The 14,203-nt window shown below is 69.8% G+C and carries 14 protein-coding genes and 4 tRNA genes; 7 read left to right on the top strand and 11 right to left on the bottom strand.

The window, feature by feature from the left end; all coding sequences use genetic code 11:
* The 3 genes from C4V41_RS07190 to C4V41_RS07180 are packed head-to-tail and all read right to left on the bottom strand — an operon-like array spanning position 1 to position 3,353.
* Positions 1–852: an ABC transporter permease gene (locus C4V41_RS07190; protein ID WP_103954982.1), complete on the bottom strand. Its 852-nt coding sequence runs from the start codon at positions 850–852 to the stop codon at positions 1–3.
* The gene (locus tag C4V41_RS07185; RefSeq protein ID WP_103954981.1) at positions 849–1,784 is read right to left on the bottom strand and encodes an ABC transporter permease; all 936 of its coding nucleotides are present in this window, start codon (positions 1,782–1,784) and stop codon (positions 849–851) included. The genes C4V41_RS07190 and C4V41_RS07185 overlap by 4 nt, the downstream gene beginning before the upstream one ends.
* A 3-nt stretch (positions 1,785–1,787) precedes the next feature.
* Complete coding sequence (locus tag C4V41_RS07180) at positions 1,788–3,353, bottom strand: ABC transporter substrate-binding protein (RefSeq protein WP_103954980.1); 1,566 nt, start codon at positions 3,351–3,353, stop codon at positions 1,788–1,790.
* A 90-nt stretch (positions 3,354–3,443) separates the two neighbouring features.
* Here C4V41_RS07180 and C4V41_RS07175 point away from each other — a divergent pair, with 90 nt between their 5' ends.
* From C4V41_RS07175 to C4V41_RS07160, 4 genes are all read left to right on the top strand, one after another.
* Entirely contained in the window at positions 3,444–4,640 is a 1,197-nt protein-coding gene (locus C4V41_RS07175; RefSeq protein ID WP_103954979.1) for a four-carbon acid sugar kinase family protein, read from the top strand.
* Positions 4,637–5,635, top strand: coding sequence for a 4-hydroxythreonine-4-phosphate dehydrogenase PdxA (pdxA, locus tag C4V41_RS07170; RefSeq protein ID WP_103954978.1), 999 nt, complete (start codon positions 4,637–4,639; stop codon positions 5,633–5,635). The genes C4V41_RS07175 and pdxA overlap by 4 nt, the downstream gene beginning before the upstream one ends.
* Positions 5,636–5,655: 20 nt before the next feature.
* Positions 5,656–6,438, top strand: coding sequence for a DeoR/GlpR family DNA-binding transcription regulator (locus C4V41_RS07165; RefSeq protein WP_103954977.1), 783 nt, complete (start codon positions 5,656–5,658; stop codon positions 6,436–6,438).
* Between the two features lie 117 nt (positions 6,439–6,555).
* Entirely contained in the window at positions 6,556–7,848 is a 1,293-nt protein-coding gene (locus C4V41_RS07160; RefSeq protein WP_103954976.1) for a DUF4276 family protein, read from the top strand.
* Positions 7,849–7,938: 90 nt separating this feature from the next.
* Here the strand turns inward: C4V41_RS07160 and C4V41_RS07155 are convergent, their stop codons facing one another.
* The 3 genes from C4V41_RS07155 to C4V41_RS07145 all read right to left on the bottom strand — a co-directional run bounded on the left by C4V41_RS07155 (position 7,939) and on the right by C4V41_RS07145 (position 9,719).
* Positions 7,939–8,475, bottom strand: coding sequence for a GNAT family N-acetyltransferase (locus tag C4V41_RS07155; RefSeq protein WP_103954975.1), 537 nt, complete (start codon positions 8,473–8,475; stop codon positions 7,939–7,941).
* Between the two features lie 78 nt (positions 8,476–8,553).
* Complete coding sequence (locus C4V41_RS07150; protein ID WP_103954974.1) at positions 8,554–9,018, bottom strand: tetratricopeptide repeat protein; 465 nt, start codon at positions 9,016–9,018, stop codon at positions 8,554–8,556.
* Between the two features lie 293 nt (positions 9,019–9,311).
* Positions 9,312–9,719 (bottom strand): hypothetical protein, encoded by a 408-nt coding sequence (locus C4V41_RS07145; protein WP_103954973.1) that lies wholly within the window; start codon positions 9,717–9,719, stop codon positions 9,312–9,314.
* Between the two features lie 427 nt (positions 9,720–10,146).
* On the opposite strand from C4V41_RS07145, the gene C4V41_RS07140 reads away from it, so the two are divergent.
* On the top strand, positions 10,147–10,779 hold the full coding sequence (locus C4V41_RS07140; protein ID WP_103954972.1) for a GNAT family N-acetyltransferase: 633 nt from the start codon (positions 10,147–10,149) through the stop codon (positions 10,777–10,779).
* An 18-nt stretch (positions 10,780–10,797) separates the two neighbouring features.
* On the top strand, positions 10,798–11,526 hold the full coding sequence (locus C4V41_RS07135) for a hypothetical protein (RefSeq protein ID WP_146103578.1): 729 nt from the start codon (positions 10,798–10,800) through the stop codon (positions 11,524–11,526).
* Positions 11,527–11,661: 135 nt separating this feature from the next.
* On the opposite strand, the gene C4V41_RS07130 is transcribed toward C4V41_RS07135, so the two are convergent.
* On the bottom strand, positions 11,662–12,708 hold the full coding sequence (locus C4V41_RS07130; protein ID WP_103954970.1) for a saccharopine dehydrogenase family protein: 1,047 nt from the start codon (positions 12,706–12,708) through the stop codon (positions 11,662–11,664).
* 101 nt (positions 12,709–12,809) lie between these two features.
* On the opposite strand from C4V41_RS07130, the gene C4V41_RS07125 reads away from it, so the two are divergent.
* Complete coding sequence (locus tag C4V41_RS07125; protein WP_103954969.1) at positions 12,810–13,742, top strand: AraC family transcriptional regulator; 933 nt, start codon at positions 12,810–12,812, stop codon at positions 13,740–13,742.
* Positions 13,743–13,761: 19 nt separating this feature from the next.
* Here C4V41_RS07125 and C4V41_RS07120 read toward each other — a convergent pair.
* The 4 genes from C4V41_RS07120 to C4V41_RS07105 all read right to left on the bottom strand — a co-directional run bounded on the left by C4V41_RS07120 (position 13,762) and on the right by C4V41_RS07105 (position 14,134).
* A tRNA-Val gene (locus tag C4V41_RS07120) sits at positions 13,762–13,833 on the bottom strand.
* 21 nt (positions 13,834–13,854) lie between these two features.
* Positions 13,855–13,926, bottom strand: a tRNA-Gly gene (locus tag C4V41_RS07115).
* A 50-nt stretch (positions 13,927–13,976) separates the two neighbouring features.
* Positions 13,977–14,047: transfer RNA gene (locus C4V41_RS07110), tRNA-Cys, on the bottom strand.
* A gap of 15 nt (positions 14,048–14,062) precedes the next feature.
* Positions 14,063–14,134: transfer RNA gene (locus tag C4V41_RS07105), tRNA-Gly, on the bottom strand.
* Positions 14,135–14,203: the final 69 nt, after the last annotated feature.

Raw genomic sequence — 14,203 nt, 5'->3', positions numbered from 1 at the left:
TCACCGCCTCTCGTACAGGGCGTCGCCGACGAGGTTGACCCCGACGACCAGCAGCACGATCACCAGGCCAGGCAGCGTCACCAGCCACCAGGAGGTGGTGATGTAGTCCTGGCCGTCGGAGATGATCCGGCCCCAGGTCGCGAACGGCCGCTGCGGGCCCGCGCCCAAGTAGCTGAGCGCGCTCTCCAGCAGCACGGCCTGCGCCAGCAGCAGCAGGACGACGAGCCCGGCGCGCCGGATGATGTTCGGGATGACGTGGACGGCCAGCACGGCGGCCCGGCGCAGGCCGAGCATGCGGGCGGCGTCCACGTACGGTTTCTCGCGTTCGACCAGCACCAGCGACCGGGACAGCCGGGCCACCTCCGGCCACTGCGCGAACGCGATCACCAGCGTGATGACCGGCACGGACGCCCCGAACAGGGCCACCACGAGCAGCAGCATCATCAGCAGCGGCAACGAGAGCTGCGCCTCCAGCAGCCGGGAGACGACCGCGTCCACCCAGCCGCCGAAATAGCCGGCCGCCGACCCGGCCAGGACGCCCACCAGCCCGGAGACCAGCACCGCGAGCACACCGATGAGCAGCGACACCTGCCCGCCGTGCAGCACCCTGGCCAGCAGGTCACGGCCGAGCTGGTCGGTGCCGAACAGGTGCCCGCCGGTCAGCGGCGGCAGCCGCCGCGCGCCGAGATCCTGCTGGTCGGAGCCGGGAATCGGCAGCACGTTCGCCAGCGCCACCGGCAGCACCACGATCGCGGTGCAGATCGAGCCCGCCACCAGCTTGAGCCTGCGTCCCTTGCGCCGCCGCGTCACGGCCGCCCGCGCCAGCAGCGCGGGCGTGACGGCTGTGGTCATCGGGTGACCGCCTTTCCCAGGCGAATGCGGGGATCGAGTACGGAGTAGGCCAGATCGACCAGGAACTGCACCAGCACCGCGGCCGCCGCCGTGACCAGCACGGTCGCCTGGATCAAGGGGTAGTCCCTGGTCTCCAGCGCCCGCACCACCAGCGAGCCGACGCCCGGCCAGGCGAACACCACCTCGACCACGACGACGCCGTTCACCATCGCCGCGAACCGCGTGCCCAGCGCCGTCAGCACCGGGATGGCCGAGTTCGCCATCGCGTACCGCCAGGTCAGCCCGAACACCGAGACGCCCCGCGAGCGCGCCACGGTGAGATAGGGGGCCGCGAGGTTCGTCACCATCTCCCGCCTGACCAGCCGCGAGATCAGCGCGACCTGCAGGATCGCCACGGTCGCCGTGGGCAGCACCAGCCCGCCCCACGTGGCGAAGCCGGAGGCCGGCAGCACCGGCACCACGATCGCGAACAGCGTGAGCAGCATGACGCCGGTCCAGAACTCCGGCATCGACTGGCCGGCGATCGTCAGCACGTTCGCGGCCAGCTCCCTGCGCGTGTCGGCGCGCCGCGCCATCCACACGCCCAGCGGGATGGCGATCACCGCCGTGAGCAGGATGGCGGACAGGGCCAGGGTGATCGTGTACGGCAGGCGGCCCAGCACCACGTCGAGCGCCGGGGCCTGGAAGGAGTAGGAAGTGCCGAAGTCGCCCGTCAGGAGATTTTTCAGGAAAAGTCCGTACTGGGCGGCCAGCGGCTCGTCCAGCCCGAACATCGCCCGAACCTTCGCCAGGTCCTCGGTCGTGGCCAGCGGCCCCGCGAACGACGCGGCCGGGTCGCCCGGCGCCAGCCGGATCAGCACGAACACCGTGGACACGGTGAGGAACACGGTCAGCACGCTCTGCCCGAGCCGCCGCACGGCGTAACCGATCATGGCTCACCCGTCCAGCCGCAGCGCGGCGAGGTCGTAGGAATTGGTCGGTTCGAGCGCCAGGCCGCGCACCCGCCTGCGGTGCGCCAGCAGCGAGCGCGGGACGAACGCCCACAGGCACGGCCACGTCTCCCACACCGCGCGCTGGGCCTCGGCCACGATCGCCAGCCTGGCCTGGGCGTCCACCTCCTGGGCCGCGCGTTCGAGCAGCGCCACCACGGCCGGTTGCACGTAGCCGTGGTAGGTGTCGCGGGTCTTCTCCTTCTCGGCGGTGCCGCCGTACATGCCCTGGAGCGCCGAGTACGCCAGCCCGGTCGGCACCGAGAACCCGTTGCCCAGCAGGTCCCAGTCGCCGGCGCGGCCCTGGCGCCACTTCGAGATGTCGCCGCCCGGCTCGAACTGCCGCAGCGTGGAGCGTACGCCGACGCGTTCGAGCATCTGCTGGACGCCCTCCATGAGCAGGGCGTCGCTGGGGAACTCGCCGCTCTCCCAGATGATCTTCAAGTTGAGGTCGCCGGGCCGGATGCCCGCCTCCTGGAGGAGCCGGGTGGCCATGGCGGGGTCGTACACGTACTGACCGGTCTTGACGGCGCCGGCCAGAATGCCGCTGACGACGCCCTCGGCCGCGATCACCGTGCCCTGCAGGACATCCTCGGCCAGCGTCCTGCCGTCCACCGCGAAGGTCAGCGCCCTGCGCACCCGCGCGTCGGCCAGCGGATGCCCGGCCGGCTTGCGGAAGTTGAAGAAGAGCTGGTTGATGCGGGTGCCGACGGCCGAGGTCAGCTCGACGTCCGGCAGGCCGCGCAACTGCTCGGCCGAGTCGGGCGAGATCGTGTCGATCACGTCGATCTCGCCGCTGCGCAGGGCGACGACCCGGCTCGACTCCTCCTGGATGAACCGCACGTGCACGGTACGCACGCTCGGCCGCGTACCCCAATAGGCCGGATTGGCCTGCAATGTGTAGACGCCCGTGCCCCGGTCGGAGGCGGTGACCGTGTAGGGGCCGCTGCCGAGGCCGTTCTGCAGCTCCTGCGGCCGGTTGGCGGCCGACGGGGTGATGAGGATGTTGGCCATCAGATAGTCGAGGACGGGCAGCGGCCTGCCCGTGCGCAGCCGGAACGTGCGCTCGTCGTCCTCCACCACCTCGGGCCACTCGGGGAAGAAGGAGGCGATGAACGAGCCGTTGACCTCCTGGTACATCTCCAGCGCCGTCCGTACGTCCTTCGCCGTGACGGGGGAGCCGTCGGAGTAGCGGGCGCCGGCGCGCAGCCGGACGGTCCACTCCGTGGGGGCGGTCAGCTCGAAGCGCTCGGCGAGCACCGGCTGGGTGGCCAGGTCCGGGCCGATCCTGGTCAGCGCCTGGCGCACGCCGCGCTGCACGGTGACCGCCGCTTCGAACTGGTTGAGCTTGTTGTCCAGGGAGACCAGGGAGCGGTTGAGCGCGAGGACCATCGATCCGGGCGCGGGGCTACCTGTCGGGCCGGCGCATCCGGCGGCGAGCCCGACGCCCGCCGCGGCCCCCAATCTCAGGAACGCGCGGCGTGAGACCTCCGGGGTTGTGGACTGAGACATTCAGCCCTCCATCTGGGGGGTGCGGGACACGCCCGCGTTACTTGCGGGCAACTGTGGCATAACGTGCGCGTTTCGTGCAATACTCATCGCGTGATTCACGCAATCGGCCGGCCCTGGGTTCCTCTCTTCGCCCTGGCCGACGATCTGTCGGGGGCGGCGGAGGTGGCGGCGGCACTCATGTCACCCGCGCGTCCTGCGCGAATCGCGCTGTCCGGGCCGTACGCGTCTTTCTCCGATCCGGTGCTCGTCGCCGACCTGGACTGCCGGCATCATCCGAGGGCCGCCGAGCTGGTACGGGAGGCGCTCGCGCAGGCGGGTGACCGCCGGATCTTCGTCAAGATCGACTCTTTGCTCCGGGGGGACGTGGCCGCCACCGTCTCCGCCGTCTCCGCCGTCTCCGGCCCTGTCGTCTTCGCGTCCGCGCTGCCGGCCGCGGGGCGTACCGTCGTGGGCGGGGTGCCGTACGTGAACGGGGTCCCGCTGCGCGAAACGCGCGCCTGGCACATCGAACCGCGCCCGGCACCCGCCTCTGTCGCCGCTGCTCTCGACGGGCTTACCGTGACCCACGTGCCGCTCGCCACCGTCCGCGCCGATCACCGGGGGTTGACGGCGGCGATCGGGCGGGCGAGCGGGGTGGCGGTGTGCGACGCGGAAACGGACCGCGACCTGGACGCGATCGTCGCCGCCGCCTTCGCGGCCGACCCGCGGACCCGCCTGATCGGCGCCGGCGGCCTCGCCACCGCCTTTGGCCGCACCTTCGCCGCCGTCCTCGGCCGCACCTTCCCGAATGACCCACCCGCGCCTTCGTCGCTTTCGTCTTTCGAGACGTCCCCGCTCCTTGTCGTGGTCGGCACCGCCGCCCCCAGCGCGGCCGCGCAGGCCGCACTCCTCATCGACCACGGCGCGCACCACATATCCCTCACCACCGCCGACCTGGACATTCCGGAAGCCACGGCGCGACGCCTCCGAGCGGCCCTCACCACCGGCCCCACGGTGCTGACCGTGGCAGAAGCCTCCCTCACGGATGCCCTGGCCCGGCTGGTTGCGCGGGCTCTTGATGGTTCCCCGGCGCGACTCATCCTGACCGGCGGAGAGACCGCTCGCCGCGTCCTGGAGGCGCTCGACGTGCGCGAACTGATCCCGGTCGGCCAGGTCCACCACGGCGCCGTACACAGCCGCACCCCTCAAGGCCACTCGGTGGTCACCAGACCCGGCAGCTTCGGCGACCGCGACAGCCTCCTCCGCATGGCCGCCCACCTCGCACCCTTCGACGAAAGGTTGACATGAGCACCCCTCTCATCGCCCTCACCATGGGGGACGGCTCCGGCGTTGGACCGGAGGTGATCGTCGGCGCGCTCCTCGCCCCCGAGGTCGCCACGTTCTGCCGCCCGGTCGTCATCGGTGACGCCGCACGCCTGCGCAGGGCCGCCGGCTTCCTCGGTGTACGGCCGGAGGTGGTGACCGTGAACGACGTCGCCGAGGCCGTGTTCGAGCCGGGCCGCGTCAACGTCATCGACCCGGGTCTCCTGCCCGACGACCTGCCGTGGGGCGAGGTGTCGCCGGTGGCGGGTCACGCGGCGTACGAGTACGTCCGGCTGGCCAGCGAGCTGGCGACGTCCGGCGAGGTCCGGGCCATCTGCACGGCCCCGCTGAACAAGGAGGCCCTGCACGCGGCCGGCCACCTCTTCCCCGGCCACACCGAGCTGCTGGCCCACCTCACCGGTACGGAGGAGGTGTCCATGATGCTCTCGACCCCCAAGGTCAAGGTCATCCACGTCACCACCCACATCGGCCTGATCGACGCGGTCGCCCGCATCGAACCCGGCCTGGTCGAACGCACCATCCGCCGGGGCGAGGCGGCCATGCGCGGCTCCGGCGTCGAGCGTCCCAAGATCGGCGTCTGCGGCATCAACCCGCACGCCGGCGAGAACGGCCTGTTCGGCTACGGCGAGGAAGAAGAGAAGATCGTCCCCGCGATCGGCCTCCTGCGCGCCGAAGGCATGGACGTCCACGGCCCGCTCCCCGCCGACACGGCCTTCTTCCTGGCCGGGCGCGGCGACTACCACCTCATCGTCGCCATGTACCACGACCAGGGCCACGGCCCCGTCAAGATCCTGGGCCTGGAGGCCGGCGTCAACATCACCGTCGGCCTGCCCGTGATCAGGACCTCGGTCGACCACGGCACCGCTTTCGACATCGCGGGGAAGGGCGTCGCGGACCCGGGTAGCATGATCGAGGCCCTGCGCCAGGCGGCCGAGCTGTCGTCCGCGCGGGGCCTGTGACGGGAAAGGACCGACCACCGATGGGCCGCGCAGCACAGGTTCGCCGCGACGAGATCGTCCGCCTGGCCACCACCACCGGGCTGGCCAGCGTCGAGGAGCTGTCGGCCCAACTGGGCGTGACGGCCTCCACGATCCGCCGCGACCTCGCCCATCTCAAGGCGGCGGGCCTGCTGGCCCGTACGTACGGCGGGGCGATGGCGGTCGTCACCCACCCGGAGGCGTCGCTACGGCAGCGCATCGGGGAGGCGTTCGAGGCCAAACGTGCCATCGCCGCCTGGGCCGCCGCCCAGATCCGCCCCGGCGAAACGGTCCTGCTCGACTCGGGCTCCACCACCGGCGCCCTCGCCCACGAACTTCGGCACGCGGTGGACCTGACGGTGGCCACGACGGGCCTGAACGCCCTGCAGGAGCTGGCCGGGGCGACGGGCGTACACGTCGAATGCCTCGGCGGCACCCTCCGCCACGTGAGCCAGGGCTTCATCGGCCCGTTGGCGGAAGCCGCCCTGACCCGCATGACCTTCGACCGCGTGTTCCTGGGCGCGGACGGGGTGACGGCGGAGGAGGGCATCTGCGAGGCCAGCCTGCAGCAGACCCGCTTCAAGGAACTGATGATGGACCGCGCACGCCACATCTACGTCCTGGTCCACGCCACCAAACTGGGCCGCCGCCCGTTCCACGCTTGGGCCCGCATGCCAGAGACTTGGACCCTGGTAACAGACGCAACCGCCACAGAAGAATCCCTGAAGCCTTTCACCGAAAAAGGCGTAGAAACCATAGTCGTCACCCCCCACCCCCTGGAGTAGGCCCCCTTGCCCGCTCACCAGGTGGGCCAATGGATTCCCGGTGCAGGGAGCGAAAGTCTCAGCCGTACCAACGCGTCCCCGAACTCCACGCGACCGGCACTCTCCGACTGAAGGAGGGTGAGCACGCCGCCCGGGTGGATCACCCTAAGCTGGGCACATGGCGCCGCAGAGATTGCCAAGGTGGAGTTGCGTGATCTCAATGTTCTGATCGGTGCCAACGGCGCGGGCAAGAGTAACTTCATCTCGGTCCTCGCCCTGCTAGGCCGCATCGTCGACGAAGAGCTGAACCTGTTCGTAGGCCAGGCGGGTGGAGCCTCCGCCCTGCTCCATCGCGGAAGTGAGAACGGCCCAGAGATCTACCTGAGCCTGGAATTCGCGACCGGCAAATATCATGCCAACCTCATCCCGGCGGCACGCGACGAGCTGATCTTCGGCACCGAAGATATCGAGTTGGACGGCGAAGGACATGTCCTGGGGCGGGGACATCGGGAGACCCGCCTCTTGGACGAGCTCGATGAGCAAGGCTTGTCCTCCGTCGCCGGGCAAGTCGTCGACACGCTGCGAGGCTGTCGCGTCTTCCATTTCCACGACACCAGCGCGAACGCCCCGGTCAAGCAGACAGGGTATGCCTCCGACAACATCGCGCTGCACCCCGACGCCCGAAACCTGGCCGCCGTCCTGCTTCGGCTTCAGCAGGAAGATCGCGCCGCGTACAGGAGGATCGTCCGAACCATCCAGCAGGTCGCGCCGTTCTTCAGAGACTTCGTGCTCATCGAGGAGAACGGCCGGCTCCGGCTGCGGTGGCAACAGGAGGGCTCGGACGTCGTCTTCCCGGCGGACGCGCTGTCGGACGGAACGCTCCGTTTCATCTGCCTCACGACCTTGCTGAGCCTGCCCGACCTTCCCAGCCTCGTCGTACTCGACGAACCTGAGCTCGGTCTGCACCCCTACGCCATCGTCCAACTGGCCGAGGTGGCAGGCCACAGGCCGAGCCGCGGTGACGGGAATGCGCCGCCTGCACATCCTGTGCGAGGGCCAGACCGAAGAGACCGTGGTACGCGAAGTCATCGAGCCCTACCTGCTCGGCTCCGATGCCTACGTCACCTGGTCCATCCTCACGACCAAACGGTCCTGCTGGGCCATGAGGCACTCGGCGAACTCACCGGCGATGACGCGCTCTCCCATGCCGTCCAAGCGATGGTGATGCACGCCCAAGGCGCCGAACTGGTCAACGACGGGGTCGGCACGGCCCCCTCCAAGCGTCTCCTGCGTCTGTATCCGCGCTACCGCAAGACCTCCGACGGCCCGCTCGTCATAGCCGAGATCGGCATAGACACCATCAGGAACGCCTGCCCTCACGCGGCCGCCTGGTTCTCCGCGATGAACACCGCGCTCAAGCAAGAACTTTGACACGAACCGGTTCCGGGCGCTGCGGCTCTCCAAGGCTTTGCTTGCTCTATTGCCGATCCCTTCTGAGGGGCGCTGTGTTGGATGTTGCGATCAGGTTCGGAACATGGAGAGGGGAGCGGTGCAGAGGGTCTGTTCGGCGCCGTACTCCTCGTACGTCCTGACAGGGCGGAAACCAAGGCGGGTGGCGAGCGTCAGAGATCGCTTGTTCGCGGTCTGGGTCACGAGCAAGACCGGCTGGTCGGGGAGTTCGTCGGCTGCGGCGCGCAGCGCGGTCGTCGCGGCCTCGAAGGCGAACCCCGCGCCCCACGCGCCGCGTCGCAGTACATAGCCCAGTTCCAGTTCCCCGCCATCCTCGGGGGACCGACGGTTGAGGGTCAATATTCCGAGAAATCGGTTCGTCGTGCCGTCCGCGATGACGTACCTGCCAGGCTTGGGCGTCACGTCGGCGAGTCTTGCGTCGACCTGCTGCTCGACGTCACTCCGAGGCTGGGGACCGCCGATGTACGCCTGTACCTCGGGATCGGTCAGGAGCTCGATGAATCCCTCACGGTCGGTGGCTTGCGCCGTGCGGAGCAGGAGACGTTTTGAAGGGACTTCCGTGGCGGATAGCGTGCGCGATTGCCTCATAGGCCCGTGATCATAGGCTGCGGGCGCAGCCGTCCGTACGCGCATCTGGCCGGCCTTCAGGTTCGGATCGGCTCGCGGTCAGGTGGCGGCGTCCAACTGTGCGGCCACCTGTTCCAGGCCGTCCCTGATGAGCTTTCCGTAGTCGTCGTCGCCGAGTGCGCCGATGCCGTCCCGTGCCCGCTGGAGGTGCTCACGGGCGCGGTCGAGGTCGCCCAGTTTGCGATAGCACTCGCTCAGGTTCAGGTGCAACGACGGGTACAGGCCGGCCACCGAAAGCGGCACGCCGGCCTGGGCCACCCGCTCGTCGGTGATCTGGCCGACGGCGGCGAGTGCTCGCAGGTCCCACATCAGCTCCTGGTCCACGTCGTCCTGCACGTCGGCCATCGAGTGGGCAAGGACGCAGACATGCAGAGGGTCGCCTTGCTCGCCGCCTATGTCGTCCCAGATCCGCGCGAACAAGTCGCGGGCTGCTTCACGCTGACCTTGGTGGTGATTCAGCTCCACCCCTTGGGCGATTCGGGCCATCGTGGGGTCGGCGGTCATGGGCGGCTCCTTTGCCATCGCGGACGATCGCGGTCAGCATACTTGCCTTTGGGGGCTTAACGATCTTCGATGGGCCGGCTGGTGGGTTCGCTTGAGAACTCCGGATGGCGAGGGCGTCCAGGGGTGGTGCGGGTTTGATCAGGGTGTGATGTCCGGTGGCGGCGTGCAACCGCCAGGGTGGGGCGAGGCTTGCCAGGGCGGCCAAGCCGGCTCGCCCCGGCCCTGGCCAGGCTCGTCCCTGGCCGCCACGTCGCCGCTCCCGGGGACGGATGGCAGCGCGGGTCGCGAGGCCGTCAAGCGGCGTCGAGGGCGGCGGTGATCTTGCGCATCATGTCGGCGAGGATGGGAGTGGGCTGGCCCAGGTGGGTGCGGGCGGCTGCTTCGATGGCGACGATGACGGTGCGGCGGAGGTTTTCCGCCTCTGCCGGGTCCTGCCGCTTGAGCAGCCTCATGGACGCGGTCAGGGCCGGCAGCACGAGGTCGGCCAGTTCGGCTACGGACTTGCCCTTCAGGTTCACGCCCTTGGGCCACTCGGCGAGGACGTGCCCGGACAGGCCGGTCGCGGAGGCCAGGGCGATGGAGCCTTCGGCGGCGGCCTTGTGGGGCCTGCCGCCGGCGTCGGCGGCGGCCATCAGCGAGACGGCGCCCCACGCGGCGGTGCGCAGGGTGATCTTGTCCTGGGCGGTCAGGGTGATGGACATGGTGTGTGCTCCTTAAAAACCGGTATGAATCGGGTGGACGGTGGGATGTGGTGCTGGTGGGGGCACCGGGCTTCTCGATGGCCGGGGCTCACCGTTGGGCGGACCTGCACGGGGGCCGGGAATGAGGTCGCCGTGGCCCCGAGGCCGCCGCGATCGCTGAGCCGTTCATGGGATCCACCATCGCCGACCGCTCTGATACCGGGCCGTCGCCGTCCTGACGCCGCCGCTGACACGCGGCGGGAAGCGGCGAGCGTGCGGTTCGACGGGCTGCTCGGAACCGGCCTGGCGGAGGACGGTTCGAAGGGCTGTTCGGAACCGGCCTGGCGGAGGACGGCCCGCTCCGGCTCGATGCGCGTCTGGGCAGAAATTCCTTGACGTCCCAGTTCAGGGTGGGTGAGGATGATCGCCCGCGAGCCGGGGAGTGCCGATGAGTTTCAAGCTTGAAGGGCCCACGCTGGAGGGCGCGCTCGTCCGCCTGGAGCCACTGGGCCACCAGCACGCGCACGACCTGGCCCTGGCCGCCGAAGAGGACCGGAGCTCGTACGAGTTCACCTGGGTCCCGGAGGCGGCCGAGGTGGGCGGGTACATCGAAGCGCAACTAGAGCGGGCCGCGACGGGCAGGCTGGCACCGTACGCGCAGGTGGCGAAGGCGTCGGGCCGGGCCATGGGAGCCACGGCCTTCTGGGACCCGCGCTTCTGGCCCGGGGGAGAGCGGTTGTGCGCGGTCGAGGTCGGGTTCACGTGGCTGGCGAAGTCGGCGCAGGGCACGGGGCTGAACCTGGAGTCGAAGCTGCTGCTGTTCGGCCACGCCTTCGAGGAATGGGACGTGGCCCGGGTCGACCTCAAGACGGACGCCCGCAACGGCCGTTCCCGCGCCGCGATCGAGAAGACCGGCGCGCGGTTCGAAGGGGTGCTCCGGAGCTGGTCGCCGTCCTGGGCCCCGGGGGAGGACGGTCTGCTCCGCGACTCGGCGATGTTCTCCGTGATCGCGCGGGAGTGGCCGGAATGCCGGTCGCACCTCGAAGCCCGCCTGAGCTCCGCTCTGAACCGCGCGACCTGAGTGATCGTCCTCAAGGGTATGAGATGGAGTGGAATCGTCGCACTGGTGCTGCTGCTCACGGCATGCGGCGGCACTGCGATCCACAAATCCCAGGCGTCTCCGGTCAGGCGTCCCGTCACCCAATGGTCGCACGTGGGCGGCCTGATGGCCCCCGGCCTCGTCGCCGTCCGCCCGCCGCTGTTGGTCCTGTACGCCGACGGCCTCGCCATCGCCGACACCACCCACGAACTACGCCTCCCACCCGCCGAAGTCGAAGCCCTGGTCAAGGCCCTGGACCGCGACCTGACCGGCCAGCCCGCCACCGCCACGCCGAAGCCCGGCTCTCGCAGGGTGCTGGACGCGCCCATCACGATCCTCGGCGTCGACAGCGGCACCGGAATGCGCGAGGTCTACGTACCGCACCTGGAAAACACCCCGGACAGCTACGCCCCCGCCCTCATCGACGCCCGGGACCGCCTCTCCCGCCTGGCCGACCGCGTCACCGGAACAGGCCGCAAGTACACCACCGACCGCGTCAGGCTGTACGCCGAGCACCTCACGACGGCCCAGGCCGAAGTCAAGCCTTGGCCCCAGGGCGTCCCCCTGCCGCCGGAAACGCAGCCGCGCTCCGGCAGGAAGAACTACAAGGGCAACAAGGCACGCACGATCGCCCGCCTGATACCACGCGACGGCCGCTGGAACATCTACCGGACGTCCTCAGGCGAGCTGATCGCACTCGCCTGGCATTACCTGCTCCCGCACGAGTGAGCCTCAGATCTCGGGATGCCGGATCCGGCGCGATCGGCGTCGATCAGGCCGCCGGACTCCCAGCCCGTGAGCCGGACTCCCCGCCCGTGAGCCGGCCTCGGCGGAAAGGCAGTCGCGGCGGCGACGCAGGATTGTTCACGTCTCCTCCTCGATGGTCCAGCGCACGTCGTGCGGCAGGAGAGAGTCCAGGAAGGCGGTCGGGTCGTAGGCCTCGGCGGGAGCGAGCACCCCGGGCTTGGCCGGGTCGGTGATCAGGCGGCGGGCGCTCTCGACCGCGATCACCGCGGTGATGCCGTAGGTGTCCGGGCCTTCCACCACGCCGCGGGCCCGGCGGCCGTCGAGCGCGACGGCGTCGATCAGGTACGTGAACCGCTGAGTGGTACGAGCCTGCTCGTCGGGCCCTTCGGGCAGACCGGCGATGATCGACGGGTCGATGGGAACGCTCAGCCGGGCGACAAGGGCGGCCTCGGCCAGCCCTTCGACATGCCGGACCCGGACATGGCGGGGGATGGTCACGACCTCCGACAGGGGAAACTTCGCCACCGGCACCGCTTCGGCGCTCCGCGGCGTAAAGATCGAGGTCGTACGGGCGGGGAGGCCTGTCCGCCAGTCACCGTCGTGATAGCCCAGGCCACCGGCCGCGATGATGTCGATGCTCTCGATCACCGACCGGAGTGATCCGCGGGACGGCGCGCCGCCGCCGGCGATGAGATGAACGCTGGTGATCTCCTCAAGCGCTCCGAGGCGTTCGGCGAGAAGGGCCGCGATCAGATCCGCCGGAACGCAGGCGTCGTTCGCGGCGGGCACCACGGTGACCCCGGCGGCCTGCGCCTGCGCCCCGAAGGTGTCGAAGATGCTCTTGACGTACGGCTGCTCGCCGGCGGTGTCGACGTAGTGGCGGCCCGCGGCGATCGCGGCCCGGACCACCGCGGCCCCGGTCGGGGTGAAAGGACCGACGCAGTTGACGACCGCGTCCGCCGCGCCGAAGGCGGCGACCAGCGCGTCATGGTCGTCGACGGGCGCAACGCGTATGTCGGGGCTGGACAGGCCGGCCGCATCGGCGGCGTGCCGCAGGCGCACGGCGTCGCGGCCCGCGAGTACGACGCTCAGGCCGCGCCGGACGGCCTCGGCCAGGACCAGCTTGCCTTGGTAACCACTCGCACCATAGATGGCGATCTTCACCTGAATCTCCCTTGTAAAGGACAATTGCCCCTACCGTAGGGAGCGCCATCAAGACTTCCCATGCGTTGAAAGCTCGACGCTTTGCTCTATCGTCTTCCGTCATGGATGTCTTGTCGGATGTGATCACCACCATGCGGGCCGGCCTGCCCCACTCGGCCCGCAGTGACCACAACGTCCCGTTCGGCCGCAGGTTCGCCTCCAGCGGCGCGGCGGGATTCCACGTGGTCCTGCAGGGCACGGCCTGGCTGATCCCGGAAACCGGTGAGCCCGTCGCGATCGGGCCGGGCGATGTGGTGTTCCTGCCGCGCGGCGCCGGGCACGGACTGGCCGACAGTCTCACCACCCCGCTCGCCGACGCGCCGGCGTCCTTGGCAGAGGTACGGCCCGGCACGGAGGCGCCAGGCACCGCCCCGGTCACGGTCACGCTCTGCGGCGCCTACCGGCTCGACCACTCACGCATGCATCCACTGCTGCAACAGTTGCCCGACATCGTCCATCTGCCCGCCCGCGTCGGCCGCCGCCCGGAGCTGCGCGCGGCACTCGACCTCCTCGGCGGAGAGCTGGAAAGGGCGCGCCCGGGCAGCGACGCCATGGTGCCCGCGCTGCTGGACGTGCTCCTGCTCCACATCCTTCGCGCCTGGTTCGACGAGCACAAGGACACCCCCACCGGCTGGACCGCCGCCTTGAACGACCCGCCCGTCGCGGCCGCCCTGCGTGCCATGCACGGCGAGCCACAACGCCAGTGGAGCGTCCAGGAACTGGCCGCGCAGGCGGGGCTGTCGCGGGCGGCCTTCGCCCGCCGGTTCACCACGCTGGTCGGCCAGCCGCCGCTGACCTACCTCACCTGGTGGCGCATGACCATCGCCGCCCGACTCCTGCGCGCTTCCGACATGCCCGCGAACGCGGTGGCGGCCAAGGTCGGCTACACCTCGGAGTACGCGTTCGCCCACGCCTTCAAACGCGCCTACGGCCGGCCTCCAGGCGCATATCGCCGTCAAGCACAGAAAACCCCAGACTCCCGGCGGGTGCCGTGAGCTGGGGTGGTAAAGCCGGTGGACGATACTGGGATTGAACCAGTGACCTCTTCCGTGTCAGGGAAGCGCTCTCCCGCTGAGCTAATCGTCCTTTATTGAGTTGGAAACTCCGAGCGGAAGACGGGATTCGAACCCGCGACCCTCACCTTGGCAAGGTGATGCTCTACCACTGAGCCACTTCCGCGTGGTGCCGCACTTTACTTTAGCGGATCCGGCGGAGTCCGCCGGTCGCCGAGGTGGAGACGGGATTTGAACCCGTGTAGACGGCTTTGCAGGCCGCTGCCTCGCCTCTCGGCCACTCCACCAGGAGTCTTGCTCCGAGCGGAAGACGGGATTCGAACCCGCGACCCTCACCTTGGCAAGGTGATGCTCTACCACTGAGCCACTTCCGCGTGAATCCCGGGCGACGTGCGCCGGGCCACGGGAAAACCATATCGCCTCCGGAGAGTGCCTGTGCGCAC

The organism is Nonomuraea solani (assembly GCF_900108335.1).
Taxonomy (GTDB): domain Bacteria; phylum Actinomycetota; class Actinomycetes; order Streptosporangiales; family Streptosporangiaceae; genus Nonomuraea; species Nonomuraea solani.
Note: the sequence above shows the minus strand (reverse complement) of the source record. Positions and strands in the feature narration are given on the sequence as shown.

Excerpts from the sequence above, each read along its gene's own strand:
- C4V41_RS07190 (WP_103954982.1), bottom strand. The coding sequence starts at position 852 with ATGACCACAGCCGTCACGCCCGCGCTGCTGGCGCGGGCGGCCGTGACG.
- C4V41_RS07185 (WP_103954981.1), bottom strand. The coding sequence starts at position 1,784 with ATGATCGGTTACGCCGTGCGGCGGCTCGGGCAGAGCGTGCTGACCGTG.
- C4V41_RS07180 (WP_103954980.1), bottom strand. The coding sequence starts at position 3,353 with ATGTCTCAGTCCACAACCCCGGAGGTCTCACGCCGCGCGTTCCTGAGA.
- pdxA (WP_103954978.1), top strand. The coding sequence starts at position 4,637 with ATGAGCACCCCTCTCATCGCCCTCACCATGGGGGACGGCTCCGGCGTT.
- C4V41_RS07165 (WP_103954977.1), top strand. The coding sequence starts at position 5,656 with ATGGGCCGCGCAGCACAGGTTCGCCGCGACGAGATCGTCCGCCTGGCC.
- C4V41_RS07155 (WP_103954975.1), bottom strand. The coding sequence starts at position 8,475 with ATGAGGCAATCGCGCACGCTATCCGCCACGGAAGTCCCTTCAAAACGT.
- C4V41_RS07150 (WP_103954974.1), bottom strand. The coding sequence starts at position 9,018 with ATGACCGCCGACCCCACGATGGCCCGAATCGCCCAAGGGGTGGAGCTG.
- C4V41_RS07145 (WP_103954973.1), bottom strand. The coding sequence starts at position 9,719 with ATGTCCATCACCCTGACCGCCCAGGACAAGATCACCCTGCGCACCGCC.
- C4V41_RS07140 (WP_103954972.1), top strand. The coding sequence starts at position 10,147 with ATGAGTTTCAAGCTTGAAGGGCCCACGCTGGAGGGCGCGCTCGTCCGC.
- C4V41_RS07135 (WP_146103578.1), top strand. The coding sequence starts at position 10,798 with ATGAGATGGAGTGGAATCGTCGCACTGGTGCTGCTGCTCACGGCATGC.
- C4V41_RS07125 (WP_103954969.1), top strand. The coding sequence starts at position 12,810 with ATGGATGTCTTGTCGGATGTGATCACCACCATGCGGGCCGGCCTGCCC.